Source organism: Geodermatophilus obscurus (genome assembly GCF_900143215.1).
Lineage (GTDB): Bacteria > Actinomycetota > Actinomycetes > Mycobacteriales > Geodermatophilaceae > Geodermatophilus > Geodermatophilus obscurus_A.
The window spans coordinates 1-26,603 of the sequence record NZ_FRDM01000013.1; the positions used below are offsets into that span (position 1 = coordinate 1).

Annotated in this window: 20 protein-coding genes and 1 pseudogene; 4 read left to right on the forward strand and 17 right to left on the reverse strand. The window is 75.3% G+C overall.

What is annotated here, in order from left to right:
• Both BUB17_RS13510 and BUB17_RS13515 read right to left on the reverse strand, forming a co-directional pair.
• On the reverse strand, nt 1-307 hold a 307-nt coding region (locus tag BUB17_RS13510; RefSeq protein ID WP_244277202.1), incomplete at its 3' end, for an IS630 transposase-related protein.
• Nucleotides 308-350: 43 nt separating this feature from the next.
• Entirely contained in the window at nt 351-1,313 is a 963-nt protein-coding gene (locus tag BUB17_RS13515) for a 2-hydroxyacid dehydrogenase (RefSeq protein ID WP_072918762.1), read from the reverse strand.
• Between the two features lie 95 nt (nt 1,314-1,408).
• Here BUB17_RS13515 and BUB17_RS13520 point away from each other — a divergent pair, with 95 nt between their 5' ends.
• Nucleotides 1,409-2,572, forward strand: a complete 1,164-nt coding sequence (locus BUB17_RS13520) for a PQQ-dependent sugar dehydrogenase (protein ID WP_072918763.1) — start codon at nt 1,409-1,411, stop codon at nt 2,570-2,572.
• A gap of 75 nt (nt 2,573-2,647) precedes the next feature.
• On the opposite strand, the gene gatB is transcribed toward BUB17_RS13520, so the two are convergent.
• The 4 genes from gatB to gatC are packed head-to-tail and all read right to left on the reverse strand — an operon-like array spanning nt 2,648 to nt 6,241.
• Complete coding sequence (gene gatB / locus BUB17_RS13525; protein ID WP_072918765.1) at nt 2,648-4,147, reverse strand: Asp-tRNA(Asn)/Glu-tRNA(Gln) amidotransferase subunit GatB; 1,500 nt, start codon at nt 4,145-4,147, stop codon at nt 2,648-2,650.
• Nucleotides 4,144-4,326 (reverse strand): hypothetical protein, encoded by a 183-nt coding sequence (locus BUB17_RS13530; RefSeq protein ID WP_072918766.1) that lies wholly within the window; start codon nt 4,324-4,326, stop codon nt 4,144-4,146. The genes gatB and BUB17_RS13530 overlap by 4 nt, the downstream gene beginning before the upstream one ends.
• Nucleotides 4,323-5,855 carry an Asp-tRNA(Asn)/Glu-tRNA(Gln) amidotransferase subunit GatA gene (gene gatA, locus BUB17_RS13535; RefSeq protein WP_083606328.1) on the reverse strand — a complete coding sequence of 511 codons (1,533 nt, stop codon included), beginning with the start codon at nt 5,853-5,855 and terminating at the stop codon, nt 4,323-4,325. Before gatA ends, BUB17_RS13530 begins: the two co-directional genes overlap by 4 nt.
• Entirely contained in the window at nt 5,852-6,241 is a 390-nt protein-coding gene (gene gatC, locus BUB17_RS13540; RefSeq protein ID WP_072918768.1) for an Asp-tRNA(Asn)/Glu-tRNA(Gln) amidotransferase subunit GatC, read from the reverse strand. The genes gatA and gatC overlap by 4 nt, the downstream gene beginning before the upstream one ends.
• Before the next feature lie 255 nt (nt 6,242-6,496).
• Between gatC and BUB17_RS13545 the strand changes: the two genes are divergently transcribed.
• Nucleotides 6,497-7,165, forward strand: coding sequence for an ACT domain-containing protein (locus BUB17_RS13545; protein WP_072918770.1), 669 nt, complete (start codon nt 6,497-6,499; stop codon nt 7,163-7,165).
• A 118-nt stretch (nt 7,166-7,283) separates the two neighbouring features.
• Nucleotides 7,284-9,500 carry an HNH endonuclease signature motif containing protein gene (locus BUB17_RS13550; protein WP_141243025.1) on the forward strand — a complete coding sequence of 739 codons (2,217 nt, stop codon included), beginning with the start codon at nt 7,284-7,286 and terminating at the stop codon, nt 9,498-9,500.
• A gap of 79 nt (nt 9,501-9,579) precedes the next feature.
• Here the strand turns inward: BUB17_RS13550 and ligA are convergent, their stop codons facing one another.
• The 11 genes and pseudogenes from ligA to BUB17_RS13605 form a co-directional block, all read right to left on the reverse strand.
• Nucleotides 9,580-11,838 carry an NAD-dependent DNA ligase LigA gene (gene ligA, locus BUB17_RS13555; protein ID WP_244277203.1) on the reverse strand — a complete coding sequence of 753 codons (2,259 nt, stop codon included), beginning with the start codon at nt 11,836-11,838 and terminating at the stop codon, nt 9,580-9,582.
• A 57-nt stretch (nt 11,839-11,895) separates the two neighbouring features.
• The gene (locus BUB17_RS13560) at nt 11,896-12,930 is read right to left on the reverse strand and encodes a methionine synthase (protein WP_208983397.1); all 1,035 of its coding nucleotides are present in this window, start codon (nt 12,928-12,930) and stop codon (nt 11,896-11,898) included.
• Nucleotides 12,931-13,012: 82 nt separating this feature from the next.
• Nucleotides 13,013-14,056, reverse strand: a pseudogene (mnmA, locus tag BUB17_RS13565) (tRNA 2-thiouridine(34) synthase MnmA); the annotation flags it as partial.
• 2 nt (nt 14,057-14,058) lie between these two features.
• On the reverse strand, nt 14,059-15,264 hold the full coding sequence (locus tag BUB17_RS13570; RefSeq protein ID WP_072918773.1) for a cysteine desulfurase family protein: 1,206 nt from the start codon (nt 15,262-15,264) through the stop codon (nt 14,059-14,061).
• Nucleotides 15,261-16,643, reverse strand: coding sequence for an MFS transporter (locus BUB17_RS13575; RefSeq protein ID WP_244277204.1), 1,383 nt, complete (start codon nt 16,641-16,643; stop codon nt 15,261-15,263). Before BUB17_RS13575 ends, BUB17_RS13570 begins: the two co-directional genes overlap by 4 nt.
• A 181-nt stretch (nt 16,644-16,824) precedes the next feature.
• Complete coding sequence (locus BUB17_RS13580) at nt 16,825-17,787, reverse strand: electron transfer flavoprotein subunit alpha/FixB family protein (RefSeq protein ID WP_072918776.1); 963 nt, start codon at nt 17,785-17,787, stop codon at nt 16,825-16,827.
• A gap of 34 nt (nt 17,788-17,821) precedes the next feature.
• Entirely contained in the window at nt 17,822-18,601 is a 780-nt protein-coding gene (locus BUB17_RS13585) for an electron transfer flavoprotein subunit beta/FixA family protein (RefSeq protein ID WP_072918778.1), read from the reverse strand.
• Between the two features lie 130 nt (nt 18,602-18,731).
• Nucleotides 18,732-19,517, reverse strand: coding sequence for an enoyl-CoA hydratase/isomerase family protein (locus BUB17_RS13590; RefSeq protein WP_072918780.1), 786 nt, complete (start codon nt 19,515-19,517; stop codon nt 18,732-18,734).
• A gap of 214 nt (nt 19,518-19,731) precedes the next feature.
• Nucleotides 19,732-21,366 (reverse strand): glycosyltransferase family 39 protein, encoded by a 1,635-nt coding sequence (locus BUB17_RS13595; protein WP_175561363.1) that lies wholly within the window; start codon nt 21,364-21,366, stop codon nt 19,732-19,734.
• Nucleotides 21,367-21,603: 237 nt separating this feature from the next.
• Nucleotides 21,604-23,280 carry a hypothetical protein gene (locus BUB17_RS13600; protein WP_072918781.1) on the reverse strand — a complete coding sequence of 559 codons (1,677 nt, stop codon included), beginning with the start codon at nt 23,278-23,280 and terminating at the stop codon, nt 21,604-21,606.
• Between the two features lie 191 nt (nt 23,281-23,471).
• Complete coding sequence (locus BUB17_RS13605) at nt 23,472-24,272, reverse strand: ABC transporter ATP-binding protein (protein WP_072918783.1); 801 nt, start codon at nt 24,270-24,272, stop codon at nt 23,472-23,474.
• A gap of 68 nt (nt 24,273-24,340) precedes the next feature.
• Between BUB17_RS13605 and glgX the strand changes: the two genes are divergently transcribed.
• A complete protein-coding gene (glgX, locus tag BUB17_RS13610) occupies nt 24,341-26,473 on the forward strand; it encodes a glycogen debranching protein GlgX (RefSeq protein WP_072918785.1) in 2,133 nt (710 codons plus the stop codon).
• Nucleotides 26,474-26,603: the final 130 nt, after the last annotated feature.

Sequence of the window (26,603 nt, forward strand, 5' to 3'; positions counted from 1 at the left end):
CCGTCGCCGGCGACACCTCGATGCCGGTGGCGGCGGTGAACGCCGCGGCGTGCTCGGCCAGCGTCGCCTCCGGGCACTGCGCCAGTCGGCCGGGCAGCCAGGCGCGCACCGCCTCGGTCTTGACCGCCGCCGGACCGGGCTTGATCGCCCGCCGTGGCGCCAAGCTGCCGGTCTGGCGGCGCAACCGCACGTACCGCTCGATGCTGGGCACCGACACACCGAACACCGATGACGCCTGCTCCCGGCTCATTCCGGCGTCCACTGCCGCCAGCAGCTTCTCCCGAAGATCCACCGAATACGCCCGCATGGCCCGGGCCGTACCCACCCATCAATTCACCCGACCACCGCTGTCAGTAGGCGTCCACCACGTTGACCAACGGCTCGTCGGCCAGCACGCGGGCCAGCTGCGCGGTGAGGGCGGCCGCGGCACGCGCGTCGGTTCCCGGGACCTCCCCGGCCACGTGCGGGGTGAGCAGCAGTCCGGGCGCCGACCAGAGCGGGTGGCCCGGCGGCAGCGGCTCCGGGTCGGTGACGTCCAGGGCGGCGCGCAGCCGGCCCGCCGTCAGTTCGGCGAGGAGTGCATCGGTGTCGACGACGGCGCCGCGGGCCGCGTTGACCAGCAGCGCGCCGTCGGGCATGGCGGCGAGGAAGGCGGCGTCCACCATGCCGGTCGTGGCCGGGGTGAGCGGCACGACGACGATCACCACGTCGGCCACCGGCAGCAGCCGGGGCAGCTCGTCGGTGCCGTGGACCCCCTCCCGTGGCCTGCGTGCGACCGAGGTCAGCTCGACGTCGAAGCCCGCGAGCATCCGGCCGATCGTGCGGCCGATGTCGCCGGCGCCCAGGACGAGCACGCGGGCACCGACCAGGGAGGAGTGGGTGGCGAACGACCAGCGGCCGGCGTCCTGCTCCCGGACGAAGAACGGGATGCCGCGCTGGGCCGCCAGCGTCGCGGTGACCGCCCACTCCGCGGTCGAGGGCGTGTGGGCACCACGGGCGTTGCAGAGCAGCACGCCCCGGGGCAGGCGCCCGACGAACCGCTCGGCGCCGGCGCTGAGCAGCTGCACCAGGCGCAGCCGGGGCAGCGCGTCGAGGAACCCGTTCCCGGGCAGGGTCGCGCGGTTGACGCGCGGCACCCAGACCTGCGCCCGGGTGGCCTCGCCGGTGGGGAGGCCGGCGTCGGCGTCCACCGGGTACGCGCGCACCCGTGGGGACAGTCGCTCGACCTCCTCGGCCAGCGCCGGGGTGGGGACGAGGACGTGCAGCGTCTCGTCGGGGCCGACGACGGAGGAACCACGGAACTCGGTGGGCACGGCCCCCGACCCTAGGAGGACCCCGTCCTCCCCACCCTCGCGGGCTCGGTGCGGGACCCGGGACGGGGCCGTCGGGCGCACGTACTGTTCGAGGAGTGAGCCGGCAGCACACGCGAGGGGGACGGGGCCTGGCCGCCGCCGCCCTGCTCGCCGTCGTCCTGGCCGGCTGCGGCAGCGACGGCTACGAGCCGGCCGGCCCCTTCCGGCCGCAGCCGGAGGGCCCGCCGCCCCAGGTGGGGCCGCCCACGGAGTCCCCGCAGGCACCCGGCCCGGGGGACCCGGCCGACCCGGAGGGCGAGGAGGACGGCGGCGACCCGAACGTGGTGGCCTCCGGCCTCACCGTCCCCACCGGCCTGGTCGTGCTGCCCGACGGCACCGCGGTCGTCGGCGAGCGGGAGACCGGGCGGCTGCTGCAGGTCTTCCCGGACCGCTCCCCCGCCCGCGAGCTCATGACCGTCGGCGGCATCGACGCCGCCGGCGACGGCGGGCTGCTGGGGCTGGCGCTCTCGCCCACCTTTTCCGAGGACGGGCTGTTCTACGCCTACGTCTCGACGGCCACCGACAACCGGGTGGTCCGCTTCCCGATGGGCGGCATCCCGAACCCGGTGCTCACCGGCATCCCGCGCGGCGAGACGCACAACGGCGGTGGGCTGGTCTTCGCCGCCGACGGCACGCTGTTCGTGGGCACCGGCGACACCGGGAACGCAGGCCTGGCCCAGGACCCCGCGTCGCTGGCCGGCAAGGTGCTGCACGTCGACGTGTTCGGCCGCCCGGTGGGCGCGGACCCCGTGCACAGCACCGGCCACGCCGACGTCACCGCGCTGTGCGTGGGCGGCGAGGCATCGCTGTACGCCACCGACGACGCCGCGTCCGGGCCCGACGAGCTCAACGCCGTCGTCGAGGGCGGCGACGCCGGCTGGCCGACGGCGGGCCCGGCGAGCACCGGCCCGGTCGTGCAGTTCCCGACGGAGGGAGGCGGGCTCGGCGGCTGCGCGGTCGCCGGCCGCACCGTGTTCCTCGGCTCCCTGGACGGCCGGCGGGTGCACACGGTGCAGCTCGACGGCGGCGGCGTGCTGGCCGAGGAGCCGGGCGCGTTCCTCACCGACCGGTACGGCCGGCTGCGGACCGTCGTCCTCGACGGCGAGGGCGCGCTGTGGGTCACGACGTCGAACAAGGACGGCATCGGTACCCCGGCCGAGGACGACGACCGGGTGCTGCGCGTCTTCCCGCCGGGCGGGGCGTCCGACTCGCCGCTGTAGCAGCCCCTCGATGATCATGGCGCTGCGACCACCCTCGCGGTGGACGAGGTGGTCACGGCGCCATGATCGCGGGAGTCAGCTCCCGACCACGCGCTCCTCGAGCATGCGCTTCACCGTCGCGGCGTCGGCCTTGCCGCGGGTGGCCTTCATCACCGCGCCGACGAGCGCGCCGAGGGCCTGCACCTTGCCGCCCTGCACCTTGGCGACGACGTCGGGCGCTCCGGCGATCGCGGCCTCCACCGCGGCGACCAGCTCGTCGGACTCCCCCAGCACCGCCAGGCCGCGGGCCTCGACCACCTGCGCCGGGTCGCCCTCGCCGGCGAGCACGCCGTCGAGCGCCTGCCGGGCCAGCTGGTCGTTGATCGTGCCCTCCGCGACCAGGCGGGTCAGCTCGGCGACCTGCCGCGGGGTGACGGCGAGCTCGGCGAGCTCCGCGCCGGCGTCGTTGGCGCGACGGGCCAGCTCGCCGAGCCACCACTTGCGGGCGTCGGCCGGGGTGGCGCCGGCGGCCACGGTGGCGTCGACCAGTCCGAGCGCACCCGCGTTGACCAGCCAGGCCATCTCCGTCACCGACAGGCCCCACTCCTGCTGCAGCCGCGCGCGGCGGGCGACCGGCAGCTCCGGCAGCTCGGCGGCGAGCTCGTCCACCCACTCGGCGTCCGGGGCGATCGGCACCAGGTCGGGCTCGGGGAAGTACCGGTAGTCGGTGGCCTCCTCCTTGCTCCGTCCCGGCGAGGTGCTGCCGGTGTCCTCGTGGAAGTGCCGGGTCTCCTGCAGCACCCGGCCGCCCGCGTCGAGGACGGCGGCCTGGCGGCGCATCTCGTACCGGACGGCCCGCTCGACGCTGCGCAGCGAGTTGACGTTCTTGGTCTCGGTGCGGGTACCCCACTCGAGGCTGCCGACCGGAGCCAGGGAGGTGTTCACGTCGCAGCGGAGGCTGCCCTGCTCCATCCGGACGTCGGAGGCGCCGAGGGTCTGGATGATGTCGCGCAGCTCGCTGACGTAGGCGCGGGCGACCTCCGGGGCCTTGGCGCCCGCGCCGGGGATCGGCCGGGTGACGATCTCGACCAGCGGGATGCCGGCCCGGTTGAAGTCGACCAGCGAGTGCGAGGCGCCGTGGATGCGGCCGGTGGCCCCGCCGACGTGCAGGTTCTTGCCGGTGTCCTCCTCCAGGTGCACCCGCTCGATCTCCACCCGGTAGGTCTCGCCGTCGACCTCGACGTCGAGGTGGCCGGCGGTGCACAGCGGCTCGTCGTACTGGCTGGTCTGGAAGCCCTTGGGGATGTCCGGGTAGAAGTAGTTCTTCCGGGCGAAGCGGCACCACGAGGCGATCCGGCAGCCCAGCGCCAGCCCGATGCGGATGGTCGCCTCGATGGCGGCGGCGTTGGCCACCGGCAGCGAGCCGGGCAGGCCCAGGCAGACCGGGCACGTCTGGGTGTTGGGCTCGGCGCCGAAGGTGGTGGCGCAGCCGCAGAACATCTTCGACGCGGTGCCCAGCTCGACGTGGGTCTCCAGGCCGATGACCGGCTCGTAGCGGGTGAGGGTCTCGTCGTAGTCGACGAGGGTGTCGCTCATCTGGAGTTGGTCTCCTTCGGACCGGTGCTGCGGCCGCTCAGCCAGGCCCCGACGGCGGTGAGCAGACCCAGGACGATGAAGACGGCGAAGAACACCTCGCCGGTGACGATCCAGCCGACCAGGCCCACGAGGACGACGAACGCGGTGAGGGCCCAGGCGGCCTTGAGCGCGCCGTTCATGCCGCGGTCCGCTGGGTGAGCTCGTCGAGGAACCGGGAGCCGCGGGTGGCGTCCAGCGCCGCCTCGACCGCGGCGGCGACCCGGTAGCAGCGGTCGTCGGCCAGCGCCGGGGCCATGACCTGGAAGCCGACCGGCAGCCCCTCGGACAGCCCGCACGGCACCGAGATCGCCGGCAGCCCGGCGAGGCTGGCCGGCAGCGTGCACAGGTCGGCGGCGTACATCGCCAGCGGGTCGTCGACGCGCGCGCCGATCGGCCAGGCCACCGTCGGGCTGGTCGGGCTGACCAGCACGTCGACGTCGTCGAACGCGCTGGTGAAGTCCCGGGTGATCAGCGTGCGGACCTTCTGCGCCTGCCCGTAGTAGGCGTCGTAGTACCCGGCGGACAGGGCGTAGGTGCCGAGCACGATCCGCCGCTTCACCTCCGGGCCGAAGCCCTGCTCGCGGGTCAGCGACATGACCTCCTCGAGGGAGTGGCTGCCGTCGTCCCCCACCCGCAGGCCGAAACGCATGCCCTCGAAGCGGGCCAGGTTGGACGACGCCTCGCTCGGCGCGATCAGGTAGTAGGCCGGCAGCGCCAGGTCGAACGCCGGACAGGACACCTCGCGGACCTCGGCGCCCATGCCGGCCAGCAGCTCGACGGTCTCCCGCACGCGGTCCAGGACGCCGGGGTCGTAGCCGTCGGTGTGCCCGTCGCCGCCGAGCTCGCGGACGACGCCGACCCGCAGGCCGGCCAGCTCACCGCGGGCGCCCTCCTGCGTGGACCGCACCAGGGCCGGCACGGGGGCGTCGATGCTGGTGGAGTCGCGGGGGTCGTGCCCGCCGATCGCCTCGTGCAGCACGGCCGCGTCGAGCACGGTGCGCGCCATCGGGCCGGCCTGGTCGAGGCTGGAGGAGAACGCGATCAGCCCGTACCGGGACACCGAGCCGTAGGTGGGCTTGTGCCCGACCAGGCCGGTCATCGCGGCCGGCTGGCGGATCGAGCCGCCGGTGTCGGTGCCCAGCGCCCAGGGGGCCAGCCCGCCGGCGACCGCGGTCGACGATCCGCCGGAGGAGCCGCCGGGGATCCGGTCGGGGTCCCACGGGTTCCGCGTCGGGCGGTAGGCGGAGTTCTCGGTGGAGGAGCCCATGGCGAACTCGTCCATGTTGGTCTTGCCCAGCAGCACCGTGCCGGCGGCCTTGAGCCGCGCGGCGACGGTCGCGTCGTACGGCGGCCGCCAGCCCTCGAGGATCCTCGAGCCGCTGGTCGTCGGCACGCCCTCGGTGACGAAGACGTCCTTGAGCGCGACCGGCAGGCCGGCCAGCGGGCCGAGCTCCGCACCTGCGGCGCGGGCGGCGTCGACCTCGCCGGCGCGGGCGAGTGCGGCCTCGGCGTCGACGTGCAGGTAGGCGCCGAGGACGTCGTCCTGCGCGGCGATCCGGTCGAGGTAGGCCTGGGTCAGCTCGACCGAGCCGGTCTCCCCGGCCGCGAGCCGGCGGCCGAGCTCGGCGGCGTCCAGCTGCGTCAGGTCGGTGTTCACGGGGGCGGTCACTCCTCCTCCCCGAGGATCTGCGGCACGCGGAAGCGGTCGTCCTCGGCCGCCGGCGCCTGCGCGAGGACGACGTCGCGCGGCAGGCTCGGGGTGACGACGTCCTCGCGGGTGACGTTGGTCAGCGGTACCGCGTGGGTCATCGGCGGGACGTCGCCGGCGTCGGCCTTCCCGACCGCGGCCACGGCGTCGAGCACCGCGGACAGCTGCCCGGCGAAGTGGTCGAGCTCCTCGTCGGTGAGGGCGAGGCGGGCCAGCCGGGCCAGCTGCGCGACGTCCTCACGCCCGAGTCCGGCGACGGCATCACGCCCGGGTCCGGCGACGTCCTCGCGGCCGAGCGCGGCGGACGCCTGCGACTCGGCCGTCTCCTGCGGGGAGGGGGTGCTCATGCGGGGGCGGGACTCTCCTCGGTCGGCGCCCGACGGGCGCTCGTCACCACGTTCGGAACCTCGCCACTGTACGTGCCGCGCCTGTCGCGCCGGTCGGCCGGAGGCGGTCCGCGCCAGGTCGCTCGACCGGCGGGCCGTCGATGGGGGAAGCTGTCGCCGCCCGCGATCGACGGAGATCGAAGAAGGACCCCCTGCCCCCCACCGCTCGCGAGCTCGCGGCGGGACCCTGCAGGGGGCCGCTGACCCGGAGGCACCGTGTCCTATCTCCTTCGGCTGGTCGTGCCCGACCGCCCCGGCATCCTCGGCGCGGTGGCCACCGCGCTCGGCGAGGCGGGCGTGGACATCGTCTCCGTCGACGTCCTGGAGCGCGGTGGCGGCGTAGCCGTCGACGACATCCTCGTGGACCTGCCCACGGGCCGGGTGCCGGACAGCCTGATCACCGCCGCGCGGTCGGTGCCGGGGGTGCAGGTCGAGTCGCTGCGCCCCTTCGCCGGCCCCCTCGACATGCACCGCGAGCTCGAGCTGCTGGAGGCGCTCGCCCGGGCGGCCGAGGACACCGCCGCGAAACTGCTCGCCGCCGAACTCCCTCGGGTCTTCCACAGCGGCTGGGCCGTCGTCCTCCGGGGCGCGCAGCGGTGTCCCTGCGAGGTGCTCGCCGCCTCCGAGGCCGCGCCCACCTTCGACGAGATGACCCTGCCCTGGCTGCCCATGTCCGCGCCGCAGCTCCTGCCGAGCGAGGCGGAGTGGCTTCCCGAGCGGTGGCGGGAGATGGCCATCGAGATGATGGCCACCCCCTTCGGCGACCCCGGGACGGCCGTCGTCATCGGCCGCTCCGGCGGGCCGGCGTTCCGCCGCTCGGAGCTGCTGCGGCTGGTCCACCTCGCCGGCATCGCGGCCAGCGTCGCCCACCTGCCCCCGGCCTGAGCTCTCACCTCGCCGGCTAACCGGCCGCTCGCGCGCTCGGTCGACCGCCACCACTTCTCCTTCCTGAGCTGGGCTTTCCGCTTGCAGCAGCACCCTGTTCGAACGTATGATCGATTGCATGGGCGACGGCGGGCGGACCAGCACCCCGGGTGCCGAAGCTGCGCCCACCGTGGGGTGGGCGTCCGGTCCGCTGGGGGTGGTGCAGGCCGCGGACCGGGAGATCGCCCGGCAGGTCGCGGTGCGGGCGCGGGCGGTGGCGGCGTTCGCCGCGTCGCGGCCGGCGTGGACGGACCGGCAGCAGGGCGAGCGGGGCGCGATGAGCGCCGAACGCTGGGCGGCCCGCCCGGAGGTGCTGCGGTCGGTGTCGGAGTGGGCCACGCCGGAGCTGGCGATCGCGGTGAACCTGACCCAGCAGGCCGCGCAGGACCTGCTGCAGGAGTCCTTGACGCTGGTGACCCGGCTGCCGGGCACGCTGGCGGCGCTGGAGTCCGGGCTGCTGCACCGGGGGCACCTGTGGCACCTGCTCGACAAGGTCGCCCCGATCGCCGATGACCGGCTGCGCGCCGAGGTCGAGGCCGACCTGCTGGCCTGGGTCGGTCGGCGGCAGACGGTAACCTCCCCGGCGCAGCTAGGCGACAAGGCCCGCAGGGTGGTCGCTCGGCGTGATGCCGCGGCGGCCGGGCGGCGGCTGGCCCGGGCGCTGAAGGAGCGCGGCATCTCGATCCGGCCGGAGCGGGCCGACGGGATGGCGGCGGTGACGGTGGTGTGCACGCTGCCGGAGGCCAGGGCCTTCTACGCCGCGCTGGTGCAGTGCGCCGAGGCGCTCGTCGACGAGCCCGGCGGGCCGGTGCGCACCCGCGGGCAGAAGATGGTCGACGCCCTCGTGGACTTGGTGCTGCGCCCCGGGAAGACCGACCTCCCACCGGTACAGGCGCTGCTGACCATCGTGGCCTCGGTGCACACCGCCCTGGGTGGCGACCAGCTCGGTGAGGTGGACGGCATGGCGGTCCCGGCGGAGATGGCCCGCCAGCTGGCCCGCGCGTTCGCCGGCCTGGACACCACCCCGTCCGGTGCTGAGGACATCACCACAGACCGCACCGCCAGGGACGGCACCGCGGCTGACGGCATCGTCACCGAAGCGGCCGGATCGCCGGAGGACAGCGCGACCACCGACGACTCAGCGGTCACCACGGGCAGCACCGTCGGCACCGACATGGAGACCCGACCGGTCGACACGGAGCCGAACGACACCGCGTCGTCGGCCGGGGGCACATCCTGGCCCGACGATGTCGAGGGCGGCCCGGTCGAGCGGGCCGCCCAGGAGTTGAGCGGCTTCGACTTCGACCAGTGGCTGCAGGAGCTGGTGCGCTCCGGCTTCGGCGATGACCCCGCCCCCGATGACCCTGGCTGGCTCCCCGGTGGGCCACCGGACCCCAGCGAGTGGGACGCCGGTCCCTGGCACGACCCCTGTGAGTGGCTCGACGACCACGACCACGACCACGACAACGGCCACGACCAGCACCTGCCCGCACCCGATCCCGATAGCGATGCCGATGCCGATGCCGATGCCGATGGTTCGGCGTCGCCGGACGGTGATCCGCCCGGCGGTGGCTGGTGGGCGGCCGCCGACTGCGCGGTGGACCAGGCAGGTGCGACGGTGCACGCCGCCCGGCTGGCGCTGGGCGCGGCCAGGCGGATGGTGCGCACCGCGCAGAAGGCCGACGCCGCCGACGAGGCCGTCTGGGAGGTGAGCACCGCCGGGCGGGTCACCGCCGCCGACGACGCCCTCGCCGCCCTCGCGGTGGCCGCCGACACCCAGCGTGAGGAGTTGGCCGCGCTGCTGATGGCCACAGGCGGGGGTGGGCTGGCCGACCAGCCCCGCATCGCGGTCACCGACGCGATCACCGGCGCCCTGCTGACGCTGACCGACCTGCCTCAGCTTCGGCGCACCGGCACCTGTGGGCGACCGGCGTGCCGGCGCCGGCCGGAAGCCTGCGGCCACGACCTGACCGGCCGCCCTGGTCTCGGCCGGCCCGGCCCCACCGACGCCTACGCGCCGGGTGCGGCGCTGGACCGGTTCGTCCGCGCCCGCGACCGGCGCTGCCGCTTTCCCGGCTGCCGCCGCCGCGTGCCCAAGGCCGGCGAACTGGACCACCACCGGCCGCACGCCGAGGGTGGGGGGACCGCCGCAGCCAACCTGGCCGGCTACTGCACCGGCGACCACCGCGGCAAACACCAGGCCCCCGGCTGGCGACACGACCTGGCCCCCGACGGCAGCCTCACCGTCACTACCCCCACCGGCCTGACCGCCACCACCCAACCCCCGCCCTACTGAGCGACCCGCGGCCCGAGGCGAACTCTCGAGGGTCCGGTGCCGATGCGCCCCCTCAAGGCGCCGCCGCACGGCGACTTCGTCACCCGGCTCCCCGACCGGGCTCGGCGACAGGACGACCGGGACCGTCGTCAGTGGTCGCCGCGTCGTCGGAAGCTGCGGTGTCGGAGGCCGACGCCTCGGCAGCCGGCTCGCTGCCGTCGCCGATCGTCGCCACGGCGCGGGCAGCCTCCGGCCCCTCCTCCAGCAGCACCCGGAAGCCGTCGGCGTCCAGGATGGGCGCCTTGACCTGCACCGCCTTGTCGTACTTGCTGCCCGGGTCGGCGCCCACGACGACGAAGCCGGTTTTCTTGCTCACCGAGCCGGTCACCTTGCCGCCGCGCTCCTGGATGGCGGCGATCGCCTGGTCGCGGCTGTGGTCGCGCAGCGACCCGGTGACGACGACGGTCACCCCGGTCAGCGGACCCGGCCCGGCGTCATCCCCCTCGTCGGCCATCCGCACCCCCGCCGCCCGCCACTTCTCGACCACCCCGCGGTGCCAGTCGACGGCGAACCACTCCGTGACCGACCGCGCGATGGTCGGCCCCACGCCGTCGGCGGCGGCCAACTCCTCCTCGGACGCCTCGGCGATCCGGTCGAGCGAGCGGAAATCGCGGGCCAGCGCCTGCGCGGCCGTCGGTCCGACGTGCCGGATGGACAGGGCGACCAGCACCCGCCACAGCGGGACGTCCTTGCGGGTCTGCAGGTTCGCCAGCAGCTTGCGCCCGTTGGCCGACAGCGTGCCGTCCTTCTTGGTGAAGAACGCCGTTCGGCACAGCGCGGCCTCGTCCAGGGAGAAGACGTCGCCCTCGTCCTCGATGAGGTGCTCCTGCAGCAGCGCGATGCCCGCCTCGTAACCGAGGTTCTCGATGTCGAAGGCGCCGCGGCCGGCCACGTGGAAGACCCGCTCCCGCAGCTGCGCGGGACAGGACCGGGCGTTCGGGCAGCGGATGTCGGCGTCGCCCTCCTTCTCGTGCCGCAGCTCGGTGCCGCACTCCGGGCAGTGCGTGGGCATCTCGAACTCACGCTCGGCGCCGGTGCGCGCGGCGACCACCGGCCCGAGCACCTCGGGGATCACGTCGCCGGCCTTGCGGATGACGACGGTGTCGCCGATCAGCACGCCCTTGCGCCTGACCTCGCTGGCGTTGTGCAGGGTGGCCAGCTGCACCGTCGACCCGGCGACCTTCACCGGCTCCATGTAGGCGAACGGCGTGACCCGCCCGGTGCGCCCGACGTTGACCCGGATGTCGAGCAGCTTGGTGGTGGCCTCCTCCGGCGGGTACTTGAAGGCGATCGCCCACCGCGGCGCGCGCGAGGTCGAGCCCAGCCGGCGCTGCAGCGCCACCTGGTCGACCTTGACCACCACGCCGTCGATCTCGTGCTCCACCGAGTGCCGCTGCTCGCGGTAGCGCTCGATGTAGGCCCACACGCCCTCGAGGTCGTCGAGCACCTCGAAGCGGTCGCTCACCGGCAGGCCCAGCTCGCGCAGCCTCGTGTAGGCCGCCGACTGCCGGTCAGGCGTGAACCCCTCTCGCGCGCCGAGCCCGTGCACGACCAGCCGCAGCGGGCGGGAGGCGGTGACCCGCGCGTCCTTCTGCCGCAGCGACCCGGCCGCGGCGTTGCGCGGGTTGGCGAAGGGCGGCTTGCCCTGCTCGACCAGGCCCGAGTTGACGTCGGCGAAGCCGGCGATCGGGAAGTAGATCTCGCCGCGCACCTCGAGCAGCGGCGGGATGTCGTCGCCGGTGAGCTGCTGCGGGACGTCGTCCATCGTGCGCACGTTGGCGGTGACGTCCTCCCCCGTGACGCCGTCCCCCCGGGTGGCCGCGCGCACCAGCCGGCCGCGCTCGTAGACCAGGTCGACCGCGACGCCGTCGACCTTGAGCTCGCACAGGTAGACCGCCGCGGAGCCGACCTCCCGCTCGACGCGGGCGGCCCAGGCGGACAGCTCGTCGCCGGAGAACGCGTTGTCCAGGCTCTGCATCCGCTCCAGGTGCCGCACCGGGGCGAACGTGGCGGCGAAGCCACCGTTGACCTTCTGGCTCGGCGAGTCCGGCGTGACGAGCGCCGGGTGGGCGGCCTCGATCGCCTTGAGCTCGCTCATGAGCTCGTCGTACTGGCCGTCGCTGACCAGCGGCGCGTCCTGCACGTAGTAGGCGAACGCGTAGCGGTCGAGCTCCTCCGAGAGGTCGCGGTGCCGGGTCCGCGCCTCGTCGGGGAGCTCGGTGACGTCCGCCCGCTCGGCAGCGGCCTCCACCCGGGGGGCGTCGGCCGGCGGCTGGTCCAGGTCGGCGTCGGTGGTCACGGCGGAACGGTATCCGGCGGGTCCGACGGCGAACCGACGATCACCCGGCCGTGTACGTCACTCGGGCAGCAGGTACCGCGCGGCCTCGCGTACGTGGGTCATCGCTGCCCGCGCGTGGCCCGGTGTCGCCCCTGCCAGCCCGCAGGACGGGGTGAGCGTGACCGCCTCGTGCAGCCGGTCGGCGGGGAAGCCGAGCTCCCGCCACCACGCCCGCAGCCGGGACGCGGTCGCCTTCGGCGCGGGCAGCGGGGCGTCGGCGCCCGGGACGACGCCCGGGAACAGGTGCGTACCGGCCTCGACCGCGGTGCCGAGGGCGTCGAGGTCCTGCACCAGCCCCAGGTCGAAGGAGACGGCGTCCGCCCCCGCCGAGCGGAACAGCTCCAGCGGCGCGCGGTCGGCGCAGCAGTGCACCACCACGGGGCCCGGCAGCGCACCGACGACGGCGGCGAGCTCCTGCTCCACCACGGCCGCCTCGACGGCGGGCAGCTTGCCGAACCCGCTCGCGGTCGGTAGCGCGCCGACGAGGACGGCGGGCAGCGACGGCTCGTCCAGCTGCACGACCACCTGGGCGCCGGGCACCCGCGCGGTGACGGCAGCGACATGCGCGGCGAGGCCCTCGGTGAGCGACTGGGCGAGGTCCCGGCGGGCGCCGGGGTCGACGACGGCGCGGTCGCCGCGGGTGCGCTCCAGACCGGCGGCCAGCGTCCACGGCCCGGCGGCCTGCACCTTGAACGGGCCGGTGTAGCCCTCGGCCACGTCGTGCAGCGCGTCGAGGTCGCGGGCCAGGAGCTCCTCGGCGCGGCGCTGGTCGATCCCCGCGCGCGGCACCAGTCGCCAGCCGGCGGGGGTCAGCTCGACGGCCAGGTCCACCAGCAGCGCGGCGCTGCGGCCGACCAGGTCCGCGCCGGCGCCGCGGCCGGGCAGCTCGGGCAGGTGGGCGAAGTCGGGCAGCTCGCCGGTGACCACGCGCAACGCCTCGACCGGGTCGGTGCCGGGCAGCGAGCCGACACCGGTGGCCGGTCCCCACGACGGGCGCGCGGGCGTCCCCTCCTCGGGGGACGGTCCGGGCGCCGGCTCGATCGGTGCTGCCACGCCCGAGACGGTAGCCCTGCGACGCCCGGCCGACGCCAGGCCGTGGCGAGGGCTGGGCCGTGGCGAGGGCCGTGCCCTGGCCCAGCACCAGGTCGCCGCGCTCGGCGTCGGGGGCGTACAGCACCGCCGACTGCCCGGGCGCCACACCGCGCTGCTGAGACCCCAGCAGCAGCCGCAGGCCGCCTTCGTCCCCCGCGGTCACCTCGCACGGCACCGGGGTGCCGTGCGCCCGCAGCTGCACCTCCGCGGGGAACGGCAGCGCGGGCGCGGGGCCCGTCCAGGTCGGCGCCGTGGTGCGGACCTCGCCCACCCCGGCGAGGTCGGCGGTGCCGATGGTCACCGTGCGGGTCACCGGCTCGATGCCGAGCACGTAGCGCGGCCGGGAGTCGCCGACCGCGACGCCGAGGCCACGGCGCTGGCCGACGGTGAAACCGTAGGCGCCCGCGTGCTCGCCCACCGTCGCGCCGGTGGCGGCGTCCACGACCGGGCCGGGCTGCGCGCCGAGCCGCCGGGCGAGGAAGCCGCGGGTGTCGCCGTCGGGGATGAAGCAGATGTCGTGCGAGTCGGCCTTGGTGGCCACGGCGAACCCGCGCTCGGCGGCGATCTCGCGCACCCGCTGCTTGGTCATCGAGCCCAGCGGGAAGACCGCGCCTGCCAATTGGTCGGCCGTGAGGACGGCGAGCACGTAGGACTGGTCCTTGGCCGCGTCCACCGACCGCCGCAGCTCCCCGCCGGCCAGCCGCGCGTGGTGGCCGGTGACGACCGCGTCGAAGCCGAGCGCCTGCGCGCGGTCCAGCACCGCGGAGAACTTGATCTTCTCGTTGCAGCGCAGGCAGGGGTTGGGCGTGCGGCCCGCGGCGTACTCGGCGACGAAGTCCTCGACGACGTCCTCGGTGAAGCGCTCGGCGAGGTCCCAGACGTAGGACGGGATGCCCAGCTCGTCGGCGACCCGGCGGGCGTCGTGCGCGTCCTCGACGCTGCAGCACCCGCGCGCGCCGCTGCGCAGGGTCTGCCGGTCCGGGGAGAGCGCGAGGTGGACGCCGGTGACGTCGTGCCCGGCGTCCACGGCCAGGGCGGCGGCGACCGCCGAGTCCACTCCCCCGCTCATCGCGGCGAGCACCCGCATGGTCACCGCCGCCCCATCCCGGCCCGCCGGGCTCGCTCCACGACCGGGCCGATCACGTCGAGCACCGCGTCGACGTCGGCGTCGGTCGAGGTGTGCCCGAGGCTGAAGCGCAGCGAGCTGCGCGCGCGGTCGGGATCGGCGCCGGCGGCCAGCAGCACGTGGCTCGGCCGCGCAACGCCGGCGCTGCAGGCCGACCCGGTGGAGCACTCCACGCCGCGGGCGTCGAGCAGCATGAGCAGCGCGTCGCCCTCCGCACCGGGGAAGGACAGGTGCGCGTTGCCCGGCAGCCGCCCCGGCCCACCGGCGACGACGTCGTCCAGCGGGGCGCCGTTGAGCTGGGCGTCGGGCACCTGCGCCACCACGCCGGCCACCAGCCGGTCGCGCAGGGTGGCCAGCCGCGCGGCGCGGTCCTCCCGTTCGGCGACGGCCAGAGTGGTGGCCACCTGCAGGCCGACGATCGCCGCGACGTCGAGGGTGCCGGAGCGCACGTCGCGCTCCTGGCCGCCGCCGTGCAGCAGCGGGGTGCACTCGGCCTCACGGCGCAGCAGCAGGACACCGGCGCCCATCGGCCCACCGAGCTTGTGCCCGGTCATGGTCAGCGCGTCGACGCCGCTGGAGGCGAAGTCGACCGGCACCTGCCCGACCGCCTGGACCGCGTCGGTGTGCACCGGGACGCCGACGTCGTGCGCGACGTCGGCGAGCGCGGCCAGGTCGCTGACCGTGCCGATCTCGTTGTTGGCCCACATGACGCTGACCAGGGCGACGTCCTCACCGGTGCCCAGCGCAGCGTGCAGCGCCTCGGGGGTGACCCGGCCGGTCGGCTCGACGGGTAGCCAGGTGACGTCGGCGCCGTCGTGCTTGGCCAGCCACTCGACGCTGTCGAGCACCGCGTGGTGCTCGGCGGGGCTGATCACGATGCGCCGGCGGCGGGAGTCTGCGTCGCGCCGGGCCCAGAACAGGCCCTTGACGGCGAGGTTGTCGCTCTCGGTGCCGCCGCCGGTGAACAGCACCTCCGACGGGCGCGCACCCAGCGCCTCGGCCAGCCGTTCGCGCGACTGCTCGGCGACCCGGCGGGCGGCCCGGCCGCTGGCGTGCAACGAGGAGGCGTTGCCCACGCGGCCCAGCTGCTCGGTCATCGCGGCCAGCACCGCGGGCAACAGCGGCGTGGTCGCCGCGTGGTCCAGGTAGACCGCCTCGGAGCTGCTCATGACGCCGCCAGGGTAGTCCCGGCGCCGGGGACCGCCTCCCGCGGCGGAACAGCCGCCCGTCCGGCCAGCCGCGCGCCCAGCAGCGCGAGGGCGGTGCAGACGGCGACGGACGCCGCCACCGCCGCAGGCAGGCCGAGCAGCCCCTCCGTGGCCGCCGCGACGAGGACGCCGGCCAGCCCGATGCACAGGGCCGACATGGTCACGTCGGCGATCTGCAGCGCGGCCGAGTCCGCACCCCTGCGGTGCTCCGGGGACTGCTCCAGCAGCAGCACGCCGACGCTGGGCATGCCGAACCCCATGCCCAGACCGGCGACCGCCCAGGTCAGGTACGCCGGCCAGCCGCTCAGCGCGGGGACCGCGGCCAGCACGGTCGCGGCCAACCCCGCGGCGAGCAGCACGAACCCGAGGCGCAGCAGCCGCTCCCGCGGCACCTGCGGAAAACGGCCCTGCAGCTGCGAGGCCAGCGCCCAGCCCACCGCGCCGGCGGTCAGCGGGAGGCCTGCGGCGGTGGGGCTGTGGCCGTGCACGCTGGTCAGCAGCAGCGGGATCAACGCGTCCATGCCGAAGAAGGCGCCGGCCAGGAGCCCGCGGGACGCGACCACCGCCGGCAGGCCCCGCGCGACACGGGCGGTTCCGCGTGGGAGCAGCGGGCGCAGGCCGGCGACCAGGGCCGCCGCGCCGAGGACGGCGACGGGCACCGCCGGCAGGTCCAGGCGCTGGCCGGCGTACTGCAGCGCCGCGATCCCGAGACCGGCGAGGACCGCCCACCAGCGCCGTCCCCGCGCCGGGGGTGGCGGGGAGTCCGGCGCGGTCAGCGACCGGCCGGCCGAGAGCACCAGGACGGCGCCGAGGACGATCAGCGGCAGCAGGCCGAGGAAGACCAGCCGCCAGCTGGCGTGCGTGGTCACGAGCCCGGCCAGGACGGGACCCACCAGGGCCGGGAGCACCCACGCCGCGGAGATGGCGCCGAACAGGCGGGGCCGCAGCGACGACTCGTAGGCCTGTCCCGCGATGACGTACAGCAGGACCACCATGACGCCGGCGCCGAGCCCCTGCAACGCCCGTCCGGCGACGAAGACCGCCATGCTCCCGGCCAACCCGGCGACCAGCAGTCCCGCCGCGAAGGCCGCGACCCCCCAGGGCAGCGCGATCCGGGGACCGCGGCGGTCGCCGGCGTCCCCGCCGACGACCATGCCGACGACCGAGGCCACGAGGAAGGCGCTGAACGGCCAGGCGTACCAGGCCAGCCCGTCGAGCTCGACGACCGCGGTGGGCATCGCCGTCCCGACGGCCATGGCCTCGAACGCGACGAAGGTGACGAGCATGAGCAGGCCCGCGGTCGTCCGCCGGTGTGCCTGGTCGAGGATCCCCGGCACCACGCTTCCGCCCACCTCTCCGCCAACCCGGTCGGCCCCCGGACGCTTCCCGCCGGACAGCCGTCGAGCGCCGGCCCCCGGAGGGAACCGGCGCTCGACGCGGCGACCTACTGGAACGGCCTCGCTGTGGCCCCCTGCAGGGCCCCACCGCGAGCCTGCGAGCGGTGGGGGGCAGGGGGGTCCTCTATCTGCGGGCGGTGATGGCCTCGGTGGCCTGCGGGACGACGGTGTTCAGGTCGCCCACGACGCCGAAGTCGGCGAGCTCGAAGATCGGCGCCTCGGGGTCCTTGTTGACCGCGACGATGGTCTTGGAGGTCTGCATGCCGGCCCGGTGCTGGATGGCGCCGGAGATGCCGACGGCGATGTACAGCTGCGGGCTGACGGTCTTCCCGGTCTGCCCGACTTGGAAGGTGTGCGGGTAGTAGCCGGAGTCGACCGCGGCACGGGAGGCGCCGACCGCCGCACCGAGGGAGTCGGCGAGCGCCTCGATGATGGAGAAGTTCTCCGCCGAGGCGACGCCGCGACCACCGGAGACGACGATGGAGGCCTCGGTCAGCTCCGGGCGGGAGGACTTCTGCTCCACGACCCGGTCGACGACGCGGGTGGCGCGGGCCGCGTCGGACAGCTGCACCGCCACCTGCTCCTCCTCGGCCGCGCCGGGCGCGGGCTCGGGGGTGACCGAGTTGCCGCGCACGGTGTAGATCGGGGTGCCGACGGTGACCTTGGAGTGCACGATCGTCGCCCCGGCGAAGGCGACCTGCGTCGCGGTGCCGTCGGGCGCGATCTCGGTGACGTCGGTCAGGAACCCGCTGCCGGTCTTGATGGCCAGCCGGCCGGCGACCTCCTTGCCTTCCGGCGAGGACGGGATGACCACCGCGGCCGGCGACTTCTCGGCCACCAGCCGCGCGAGCACCTCGGCCTTGGGGGCGACGAGGAAGGAGTCGACCTCCTCGGACTCGGCGACGTAGACCTTCTGCGCGCCGAACTCGGCCAGCTGCGCCTTGGCGGCGGCGGCCGAGCCGGGGCCGCCGACGACGACCGCCGCGGGCTCACCCAGCGCACGGGCGGCGGTCAGCGCCTCCAGCGTGGTCTTGCGCACCCCCTCACCGGTCGGGTTGAGCTCGACGAGGACCAGGACCTCAGCCATGGGAACTACCTCTCTCCTTCGAATCCGGTCCGGGTCAGACGATCTTCTGGGCGGCCAGGAAGTCGACCAGCTGGGCGGCACCGTCGCCCTCGTCGTTGACCTTGACCCCGGCGCCCTTGGGCGGGCGGCCGGCGAAGTCGATGACCTGGCTGGTCGCCGTCGCCAGGCCCACGGTCGCCGGGTCGATGCCGAGATCGGCCAGCGACTTCTTCTCCACCGGCTTCTTCTTGGCGGCCATGATCCCCTTGAAGGAGGGGTAGCGCGGCTCGTTGATGGTGTCCCAGGTGGACACGACCGCCGGCAGCGGCGCCTCCAGCGCCCAGAAGCCGCCGTCGGTCTGCCGCTCGACCCGGGCCACGCCGCCCTCGACGGTGAGCTTGCGGGCGCCCGACAGCTGCGGGATGCCCAGCCGCTCGGCCAGCAGCGCCGGCATCACCGACAGCTGGCCGTCGGTGGACTCGGCACCGCACAGCACGATGTCGAACGGCATCTGCTGCAGTGCCGCGGCCAGGATGGCGCTCGTCTGCGGGGCGCAGGCGCCGTGGATGGCGTCGTCCACCACGTGCACGGCCTTGTCCGCGCCCATCGACAGGGCCTTGCGGATCGCGTCGGCCGCCGAGTCCGGGCCGACGGTGAGCACGGTGACCTCGCCGCCGTGGGCCTCCTTGAGGACGAGGGCCTCCTCGATGGCGTACTCGTCGATCTCGTTGACGACGTTGTCCGCGCTCCCCCGGGCGACGGTGTTGTCCGCCGGGTCCAGGTTGCGCTCGCTCCCGGAGTCGGGGACCTGCTTGACCAGAACGACGATGTCCATCGTCAACCCACCTCCACGCACAAAGGGCGCGGGCTGTCGCCCGCCTGCTCCGATAGTGGACGTTACCGGCCGGTAACGACCCTGCTGCCGGGGGCCTGGGTGAGCTGGGTCACCTCGGCCCGGGGATGGCTCAGCGCCCGGTGAAGGTCGCCTTGCCGGGACCGTTCTCGAGGAACGAGCGCATGCCGGTCGCCTGGTCCTCGGTGTCGAACAGCTCGGCGAACAGCCGGCTCTCCAGGACCAGTCCCTCGCGCAGCGGCCGGTCCAGGCCCTCGTCGATCGCCTTCTTGGCAGCGGCGAGCGCCAGCGGCGGCCCGGCGGCGAACTTGCGCGCCATGGCCACCGCCGTCTCGTACACCTCGGCGTCGGGGACGACGGCGTCGGCCAGCCCGATCTCCATCGCCTCCTCCGCCCCGACGTGCCGGCCGGTGAAGACCAGGTCCTTCGCCTTGGCCGGGCCGACCAGCCGGGCCAGCCGCTGGGTACCGCCCGCGCCGGGGATGACGCCGAGGAGGATCTCGGGCTGGCCGATCTTCGCGCCGGCACCCATGACCCGGAAGTCGGCGCACAGGGCCAGCTCGTAGCCGCCGCCGAGCGCGTAGCCGGTGATCGCGGCGATCACCGGCTTGGGGATCTCCTGGACGGCGGTGAACGAGTCGGTGAGCTCGCGGCCCCAGGCGACCATGCTGCGGCCGTCGAGCTGGGACATCGCCTTGATGTCGGCGCCGGCGGCGAACACCCGCTGGCCGCCGTAGACCACGACGGTCCGCACGTCCTCGCGCTTCCCGGCCTCCAGGGCCGCGGCGCGGACCTCCATGTGCAGCTGCTCGTTGATCGCGTTCATCTTGGGCCGGTCCAGGCGGATGGTCCCCACCCCGTCCTCGACCTGCAGCGTCACGAACTCCGGCTCTGCCACGGGGACCTCCTGGCGGTGGGCGACGTCGTCGTCCGCACCCTAGCCAGCGGCCCGCCGCCGTCCCCCCGCCGGGCGGCCCGGTGACGTACGGGAAGGGCCCCTCTGCAGGGCCCCTCTGCAGGGCCCCCCGCCGGCCACGTTCGGAGGCTCGCGCCGAGCCTGTGCGGCGTGAGGGGAACGGGGTCCTCCCATGGTGGGGGGCAGGGGTCCGCTCTCAGGCGACCGGCGGCAGGTACTGCAGCCGGCTGTCCTCGAAGATGCGGCGCTCGGGCGTGACGACGAGCTCGGCCGGCCCGCGGGCGGCCTCCAGACCGTCGACGAGGCTGCCGCAGCGCTGCGCCGAGGGCACGCGGTATCCAGGCCCGGTCACGACCCAGACGGCCGATCCGGCGCCGGCGCGCTGCAGCACGTCGGCGGCGACGACGGCCGACGGTGTGCTCGTCATGCGGGCCTCGTAGTCGGTCCAGTCGACCCGGTCGGCCGGGCGCAGGTCCGGGTAGACGACCAGCTCCAGCCCGGCCTCCGGCGGGATCAGCCGGGACACCGAGGGCCCGAGCTGGTCGGGGCAGAAGACGACGACGTCGCCGGGGCTGGCGTCGTCGAGCGCCTGGGCCACCTCCCCCGCCTGGGTGCGCGGATCGGCCAGCTGCGGCAGTGCGGTGACCAGCCCGAGCCCGGCGACGACGACGAGCCCGGTGGCGCGCACGCCGGTCCCGGGCAGGGCTGCCACGCCCAGGGCGGCCAGCGCGAGGAACCCGAACACGGCGACGCTGGTGTAGCGGTCGGCGACCGCGGTGCCCGTCAGCCCGCTCACCGCGCCGGCCACCAGCAGGGTGCCCAGCGACAGCGCCAACAGGACCGCACGCGAGGGCCGCGGCCGCAGCGCCAGGAGCACCGTGCGCTCGCCGGGTCGCCGGGCGGCGGCCGCGGCGAGCAGACCCAGGGCGGCCAGCAGCAGCAGCGCCGTCCCGAGGACGTGCGCGCGCACCTGGGACCCGCCCTGCCAGGCCTCCAGTGCCAGGGGCAGCACGGCGAAAGCGGGCGGTGCGGCCCACGGCGTCCCGGTGTGGGCCAGCTGGATCAGCAGCGAGAGCACCCAGGGGGTGAACAGCAGCCCGCCCACGGCCAGCCCGGCGAGCAGGCGCAGCGCCGGGCCGCGGCGGACCGGCAGCGTCGCGAGCGCGAGCAGCCCGGTGACCGCGACGACGTGGAAGGCCCACACGTGCGTGAGCAGCAGGGCGCCGACGACCACACCGAGGCGGAGGACAGGCCCCGGACCGGGACGGCGCACCACCGCGGCGGCCGCGCCCACGCCGAGCACGACCAGCAGCACCAGCAGCGTGTACATGCGTGTCTCGCTGGCGTAGCGGATCAGGAACGGCGAGGTGGCGAGCAGGACGACCAGGGCGACCGCGACGCGGCGCCCGGCCAGCCGGCGGGCGACGTGCCAGGCCAGCGGCAGCGTCAGGACGCTCATCCCCGCCGACAGGGCGCGCACCGCGGTGGCGCTGTCCCCGAACACCGCGATCCAGGCGTGCAGCAGCAGGTAGTACAGCGGCGGCGAGCCGTCCTGCTCCAGCGCGGCGAAGAGCTCCGGCAGCGGCAGCCGGGCGATCGCGACGCTCTGCGCCTCGTCGAGCCACAGCTCGGGGGGCGCGACGAAGCGGGCGACGACCCCGGCGGTGACGAGGCCGCCGAGGACGACGGCGAGCACGGCGACCGGCCACGGCTGGCCCGGGCGCTCCCCGAGACGGGGCCAGGCTGCCGACCGGCGGACCTGTCGCGCCGGCGCCGGGCGCTGGAGGGCGATGGGAGGAGCGGCCTGCGTGCCGCCGGGCCTAGGCGACACGCGTACGACGGTCGAGCGGCCACCCGGCGGACCCGGTCGCGCCGACGACGGTGCCGGCCCCGGCGACCGGGACGCGGACGTCCTCTCCGAGCACCCCGGGGACGGCGGATCCCCTGGGTCCGACGTCGGCGGGAGAGCCGGTTCCCGGCTGTGGCCTGCGCACGCGTCCTCCGCAACTCTCCCGGCGTCCCGGGACCTGGTCGCCACGCCGTCGTCTCGGCCGTGGCGGAACCGGCTCTACCCCGATGGTCCGGAACCGGAACCTGTGGGTCTCCCCTGGGGGGCGGCCGCGCTGCCACCGGCCGCAGTGTGACCGGACGGCGGGTCGGCGCGCCACAGCACCGCCAGGCCGGACGGCGAAGTCGCCACCTGTGCGTAGTGGGTCCGGAGCTCTGCGGTGACCGCGCGGGTGCTCCCGGCCCGCCGCACGTCCTTGCCGGCCCGGTCCAGGCCCAGTACCACGACCGCGTCGAGGTCGCCGCGGACGGCGGGGAGGTCGACCACCGGCGGGATGCGCTCCAGTCCGTGCAGCTCCGGATCGGCGTCCAGCCGCTGGCGCAGGTACGGCGGCCCGTCGAACCGCACCTGGAAGTAGTCGTGCACCGCCTCGTAGTGGCCGACGTCGACGCCCCCAGCGCGGACCGCCAGTCGGCTGGACTCGTGGCGCAGCGGGTCCGGCGATCCCGCGCCGGGCCAGACGACCGACCGGTCGTACTGCAGGACGGCGACGGTGGAGCCGGGCGGGATCTGCTCGGCCAGCGCCAGCAGCTCGCGGACCTCGTCGGCCGCGGCGGTCTGCGCGGGCAGCCGGCCCAGCGCGGCGGCCGAGGCCGCGGCCACCAGGAGCACGGCCGCGGCGGCGCCGACCCGCGGCGCCGGCGGTCGCGTGGCCGCCCACAGCACCAGCAGCAGCGGCGGGAACCAGGCCAGCCGGGCGGCGAGGAAGCCGAAGTCCTCGCCCAGCCGATCGGGCGTGAGCCAGTAGGCCGCCGTGACGCCGGCCAGCAGCAGCCCGAGCGCGACCCGCTCGGCCCGCAGTCCGGGAGCGTCCGGGCGCACCCGCCGCAGCGCGAGGGCGCCGAGGACGGCCAGCACGGCGACGGTGGCCAGTGCCGGCAGGCGCTCGTCCCCCCAGCCGGTGACGAACGGCCGCAGTCCGGTGAGCAGCTCCCCGAGCCGTGCCGCCGAGGGTGCGACCTCCCCCTGGGCCGGTGGCCCCTCCCCCGTGGCGAGGTAGCGGGTGGTCAGCGCTCCCGAGGGCAGGACGGCGAGCAGCACCGGGACGGCGTGCTGCCGGACGGCGGCGGGGACCGGCCGGCCGTCGCGGGCGGCGCCGACGGTGCGGACCCCGGCCAGCACCAGCACGCTGCCCGCCGCGAACACCCAGGGCAGCAGGTGCGCGCTCCAGGTCAGCACGAGGAGGGCGGCCAGGCCCGCCGCCCCGGGGACCCGCCACCCGTCGCGGCGGCGCAGCGCCACCGCGAGGACCAGCAACGCCCCGACCACCCCGAGCACGAAGTTGTAGAAGCCGTAGGCCACCAGGTGGCTGCCGGCGAGGGGCAGCGCGGCCGCGGCGAGCCACCAGGCGCGCCGGTCCAGGGCGCTCGCCGCGCAGGCCAGCGCGGCGACCAGGCCGACGACGAGTCCGGCGACCAGCAGCGCCTCCGCGCCGTCGGGGCCGGCCAGGGGCAGCAGGGCGGTCAGCAGCAGCGTGGCCAGCATGTTGGGCACCGGTGTCAGGTCGCTGCGGTAGTGCGCGCGCAGCAGCGCGCCGGTGGCGTCGTCGTCCCCGGAGTGGAGCAGGACCCAGGCGCCGGCCACGTGTGCCGGGCCGTCCTGGCTGAGCACCGTGGGGAACAGCACCAGCGGCAGCAGCTGGACGACGACCCCGAGGACCAGCGCGCCGCCGGCCACGACCGCGGACGCCGACGGGCGGCGGCGCGGGCGGACCGGCGCGGCCCCGCTCCGAGCTCGCGAGGTGGCCCCCTGCAGGGCCCCCGGCCCCGTCCCGGGTCCCGCCCTGAGCCTGCGAAGGGTGGGGAGGACGGGGTCCTTCACCGAGTGGCGGGGGGCAGGGGGTCCTCCGGGGGGTCCTCCCACCTCTGTCAGGCGGCCCGGCGGGCGGTCCAGCGCCCGTCGGAGCGCTGCACCTGCAGCGCCAGCCCGAAGGTCTCCGACAGCGCCTCCTGGGTGACCACCTGGTCCATCGGCCCGGCCGCCACGACCTGCCCGCTGCGCAGCAGCAGCGCGTGGGTGTAGCCCGGCGGGATCTCCTCGACGTGGTGGGTCACCAGCACCTGGGCCGGGGCGTGCAGGTGGCGGGCCAGGTCGGTCAGCCGGGTGACCAGGTCCTCGCGGCCGCCGAGGTCCAGGCCCGCGCCCGGCTCGTCGAGCAGCAGCAGCTCCGGGTCGGGCATGAGCGCGCGGGCGATCTGCACCCGCTTGCGCTCGCCCTCGCTGAGCGTGCCGAACGGGCGGTGCGCCATCGGGGTCACGCCCCACTGCTGCATGAGCATCGCCGCGCGGGTGAGGTCGTGGACGTCGTAGCGCTCCCGCCAGCGGCCGAGCACGGCGTACCCGGCGGAGAGGACGACGTCGCCGGTGCGCTCGCCGGGCTCGATGCGCTGGGCCAGCGCGGCGCTGGTCAGCCCGATCCGCGGCCGCAGCTCGAAGACGTCGACCGCGCCGAGGGTCTCCCCCAGCAGCGTGACCACGCCGCGGGTGGGGTGCATCTGCGCGGCGGCCAGCTGCAGCAGCGTCGTCTTGCCCGCACCGTTGGGCCCGAGGACCACCCAGCGCTGGTCGGCCTCGACCGTCCAGTCGACCCCGCGCAGCAGGTGGGTCTGCCCCCGGACGACGTCCACACCCTGCATCTCGACGACCGGATCGCTCGACACGCCCCCCATCCAACCAACCCGCACCGCACCCGCGCCGCTGCGACCCCGGGTCGGCCGGTGCTGTCAGGATCGCTGCCGTGCGCAGCAGCCCGGACGAGTACGAGGTGTGGCCCGGTTCCCCCGCCCCCCTGGGAGCCCACTGGGACGGCACCGGGACCGATTTCGCGCTGTGGTCGGCCGGGGCGCACGCGGTGGACCTGTGCCTGTTCGACGACGACGGCACCGAGCACCGTCTCCGGCTGCAGGAGAACACCCACCAGGTGTGGCACGGCCGGCTGCCCGGCGTGGGTCCCGGCCAGCGCTACGGCTACCGGGTGCACGGCGGGTGGGACCCGAGCTGGGGGCAGCGGTACAACCCCGCCAAGCTGCTGCTGGACCCCTACGCCCGCGCGGTCGACGGTGCGCAGACCCTGGACCCGGCGCTGTTCGGCTTCCGGTACGAGGGCGGCGAGGGGCCCGACCCGCGCGACTCCGCGCCGTACGTGCCACGCGGGGTGGTCGTGCGCGACGCCTTCCCGTGGGACGGCGACCGCTCCCCCGGCACCCCGTGGTCGGACACCGTCATCTACGAGGTGCACGTCAAGGGCGCCACGGTCCGCCACCCCGACGTCCCGCCGGCCCTGCGCGGCACCTACGCGGGCCTGGCCCACCCCGCGTTCATCGAGCACCTGCAGTCCCTCGGCGTGACCGCCGTCGAGGTGCTGCCGGTGCACCACTTCGTCAGCGAGCCGCACCTGCTGCGCCGCGGCCTGAGCAACTACTGGGGCTACAACACGCTGGGCTACTTCGCCCCGCACGCGGCCTACAGCTCGTCGGGCACGGGGGGGCAGCAGGTCACCGAGTTCAAGGCGATGGTCAAGTCGCTGCACGCCGCCGGCATCGAGGTCGTCCTCGACGTCGTCTACAACCACACCGCCGAGGGGGACCACACCGGCCCGACCCTGTCGTTCAAGGGCATCGACAACGGTGGCTACTACCGGCTGCGCGAGGGCAACCCGTCGCGCTACCAGGACTACACCGGCTGCGGGAACACCCTCGACGTCCGCCGTCCCCAGGTGCTGGCGCTGCTCATGGACTCGCTGCGCTACTGGGTCACCGAGATGCACGTCGACGGGTTCCGCTTCGACCTCGCCAGCGCGCTGGCCCGCTCCTTCCACGACGTCGACCGGCTCTCGGCGTTCTTCGACGTCGTCCACCAGGACCCGGTGGTCAGCCAGGTCAAGCTCATCGCCGAGCCCTGGGACGTCGGCCCCGGCGGTTACCAGGTCGGCAACTTCCCGCCGCTGTGGACCGAGTGGAACGGGCAGTACCGCGACACCGTGCGCGACGTGTGGTCCGGCGCCCGCGTGGGGGTGCGCGACCTGGCCTACCGGCTGACCGGCTCCTCGGACCTCTACCGCTCCGACGGCCGGCGTCCCTTCGCCAGCGTCAACTTCGTCACCGCACACGACGGCTTCACCCTCGCCGACCTGGTCACCTACGAGCACAAGCTCAACGAGGCCAACGGCGAGGACAACCGGGACGGCGAGAGCCACAACCGGAACTGGAACTGCGGCGTCGAGGGCCCGAGCGACGACCCGCAGGTCACCGCGCTGCGGGCGCGGCAGGTGCGCAACATCCTCGCCACGCTGCTGCTGTCGACCGGGGTCCCGATGCTGACCGCCGGCGACGAGCTCGGCCGGACGCAGGGCGGCAACAACAACGCCTACTGCCAGGACAACGAGATCTCCTGGCTCGACTGGACCGACGTCGACGAGGACCTGCGCGCCTTCGTCAGCCGCCTGGTGCGGCTGCGCCGGGGGTCCCCCGTGCTGCGGCAGGAGGCGTTCTTCGAGGGTCACGAGCTCCCCGGCACCGGCGGCACGCGCGACCTGGCCTGGTTCGCCCCGGGTGGTGCGCAGCTGGACACCGCCGACTGGTTCGACACCGGGCTGCAGACGATCGGGATGTACCTCGACGGCCGCGGCATCCGGCACCGGGACCAGCGTGGCCGGCCGGTGCAGGACGACTCCTACCTCGTGCAGCTGCACGCCGGCGCGGAGCCGGTGACCGTGCACCTGCCCGGCGCCCCGTGGGCCGACGGCTACGAGTTCGTCGTCTCGACCGAGTGGGCGACGGGCGCGCCGCCGCGTCCGACCGTGGTCGCGCCCGGCCCGATCGAGGTGCCGCCGCGCTGCGTCTGGCTGCTCCGGGTCCTCCGCCGGCCCTGACCCCGCGGTCCCGCCGACGGCACCCGGTCCCGGTGCCGTCCCCGGCTCCCCGCCCGGGCGACTCCCGCGCGGTTACTGCCGCTCCCGCGCCGCTGCACCGGCGCGAGAGCAGGCGGATCAGCGCGAGTCG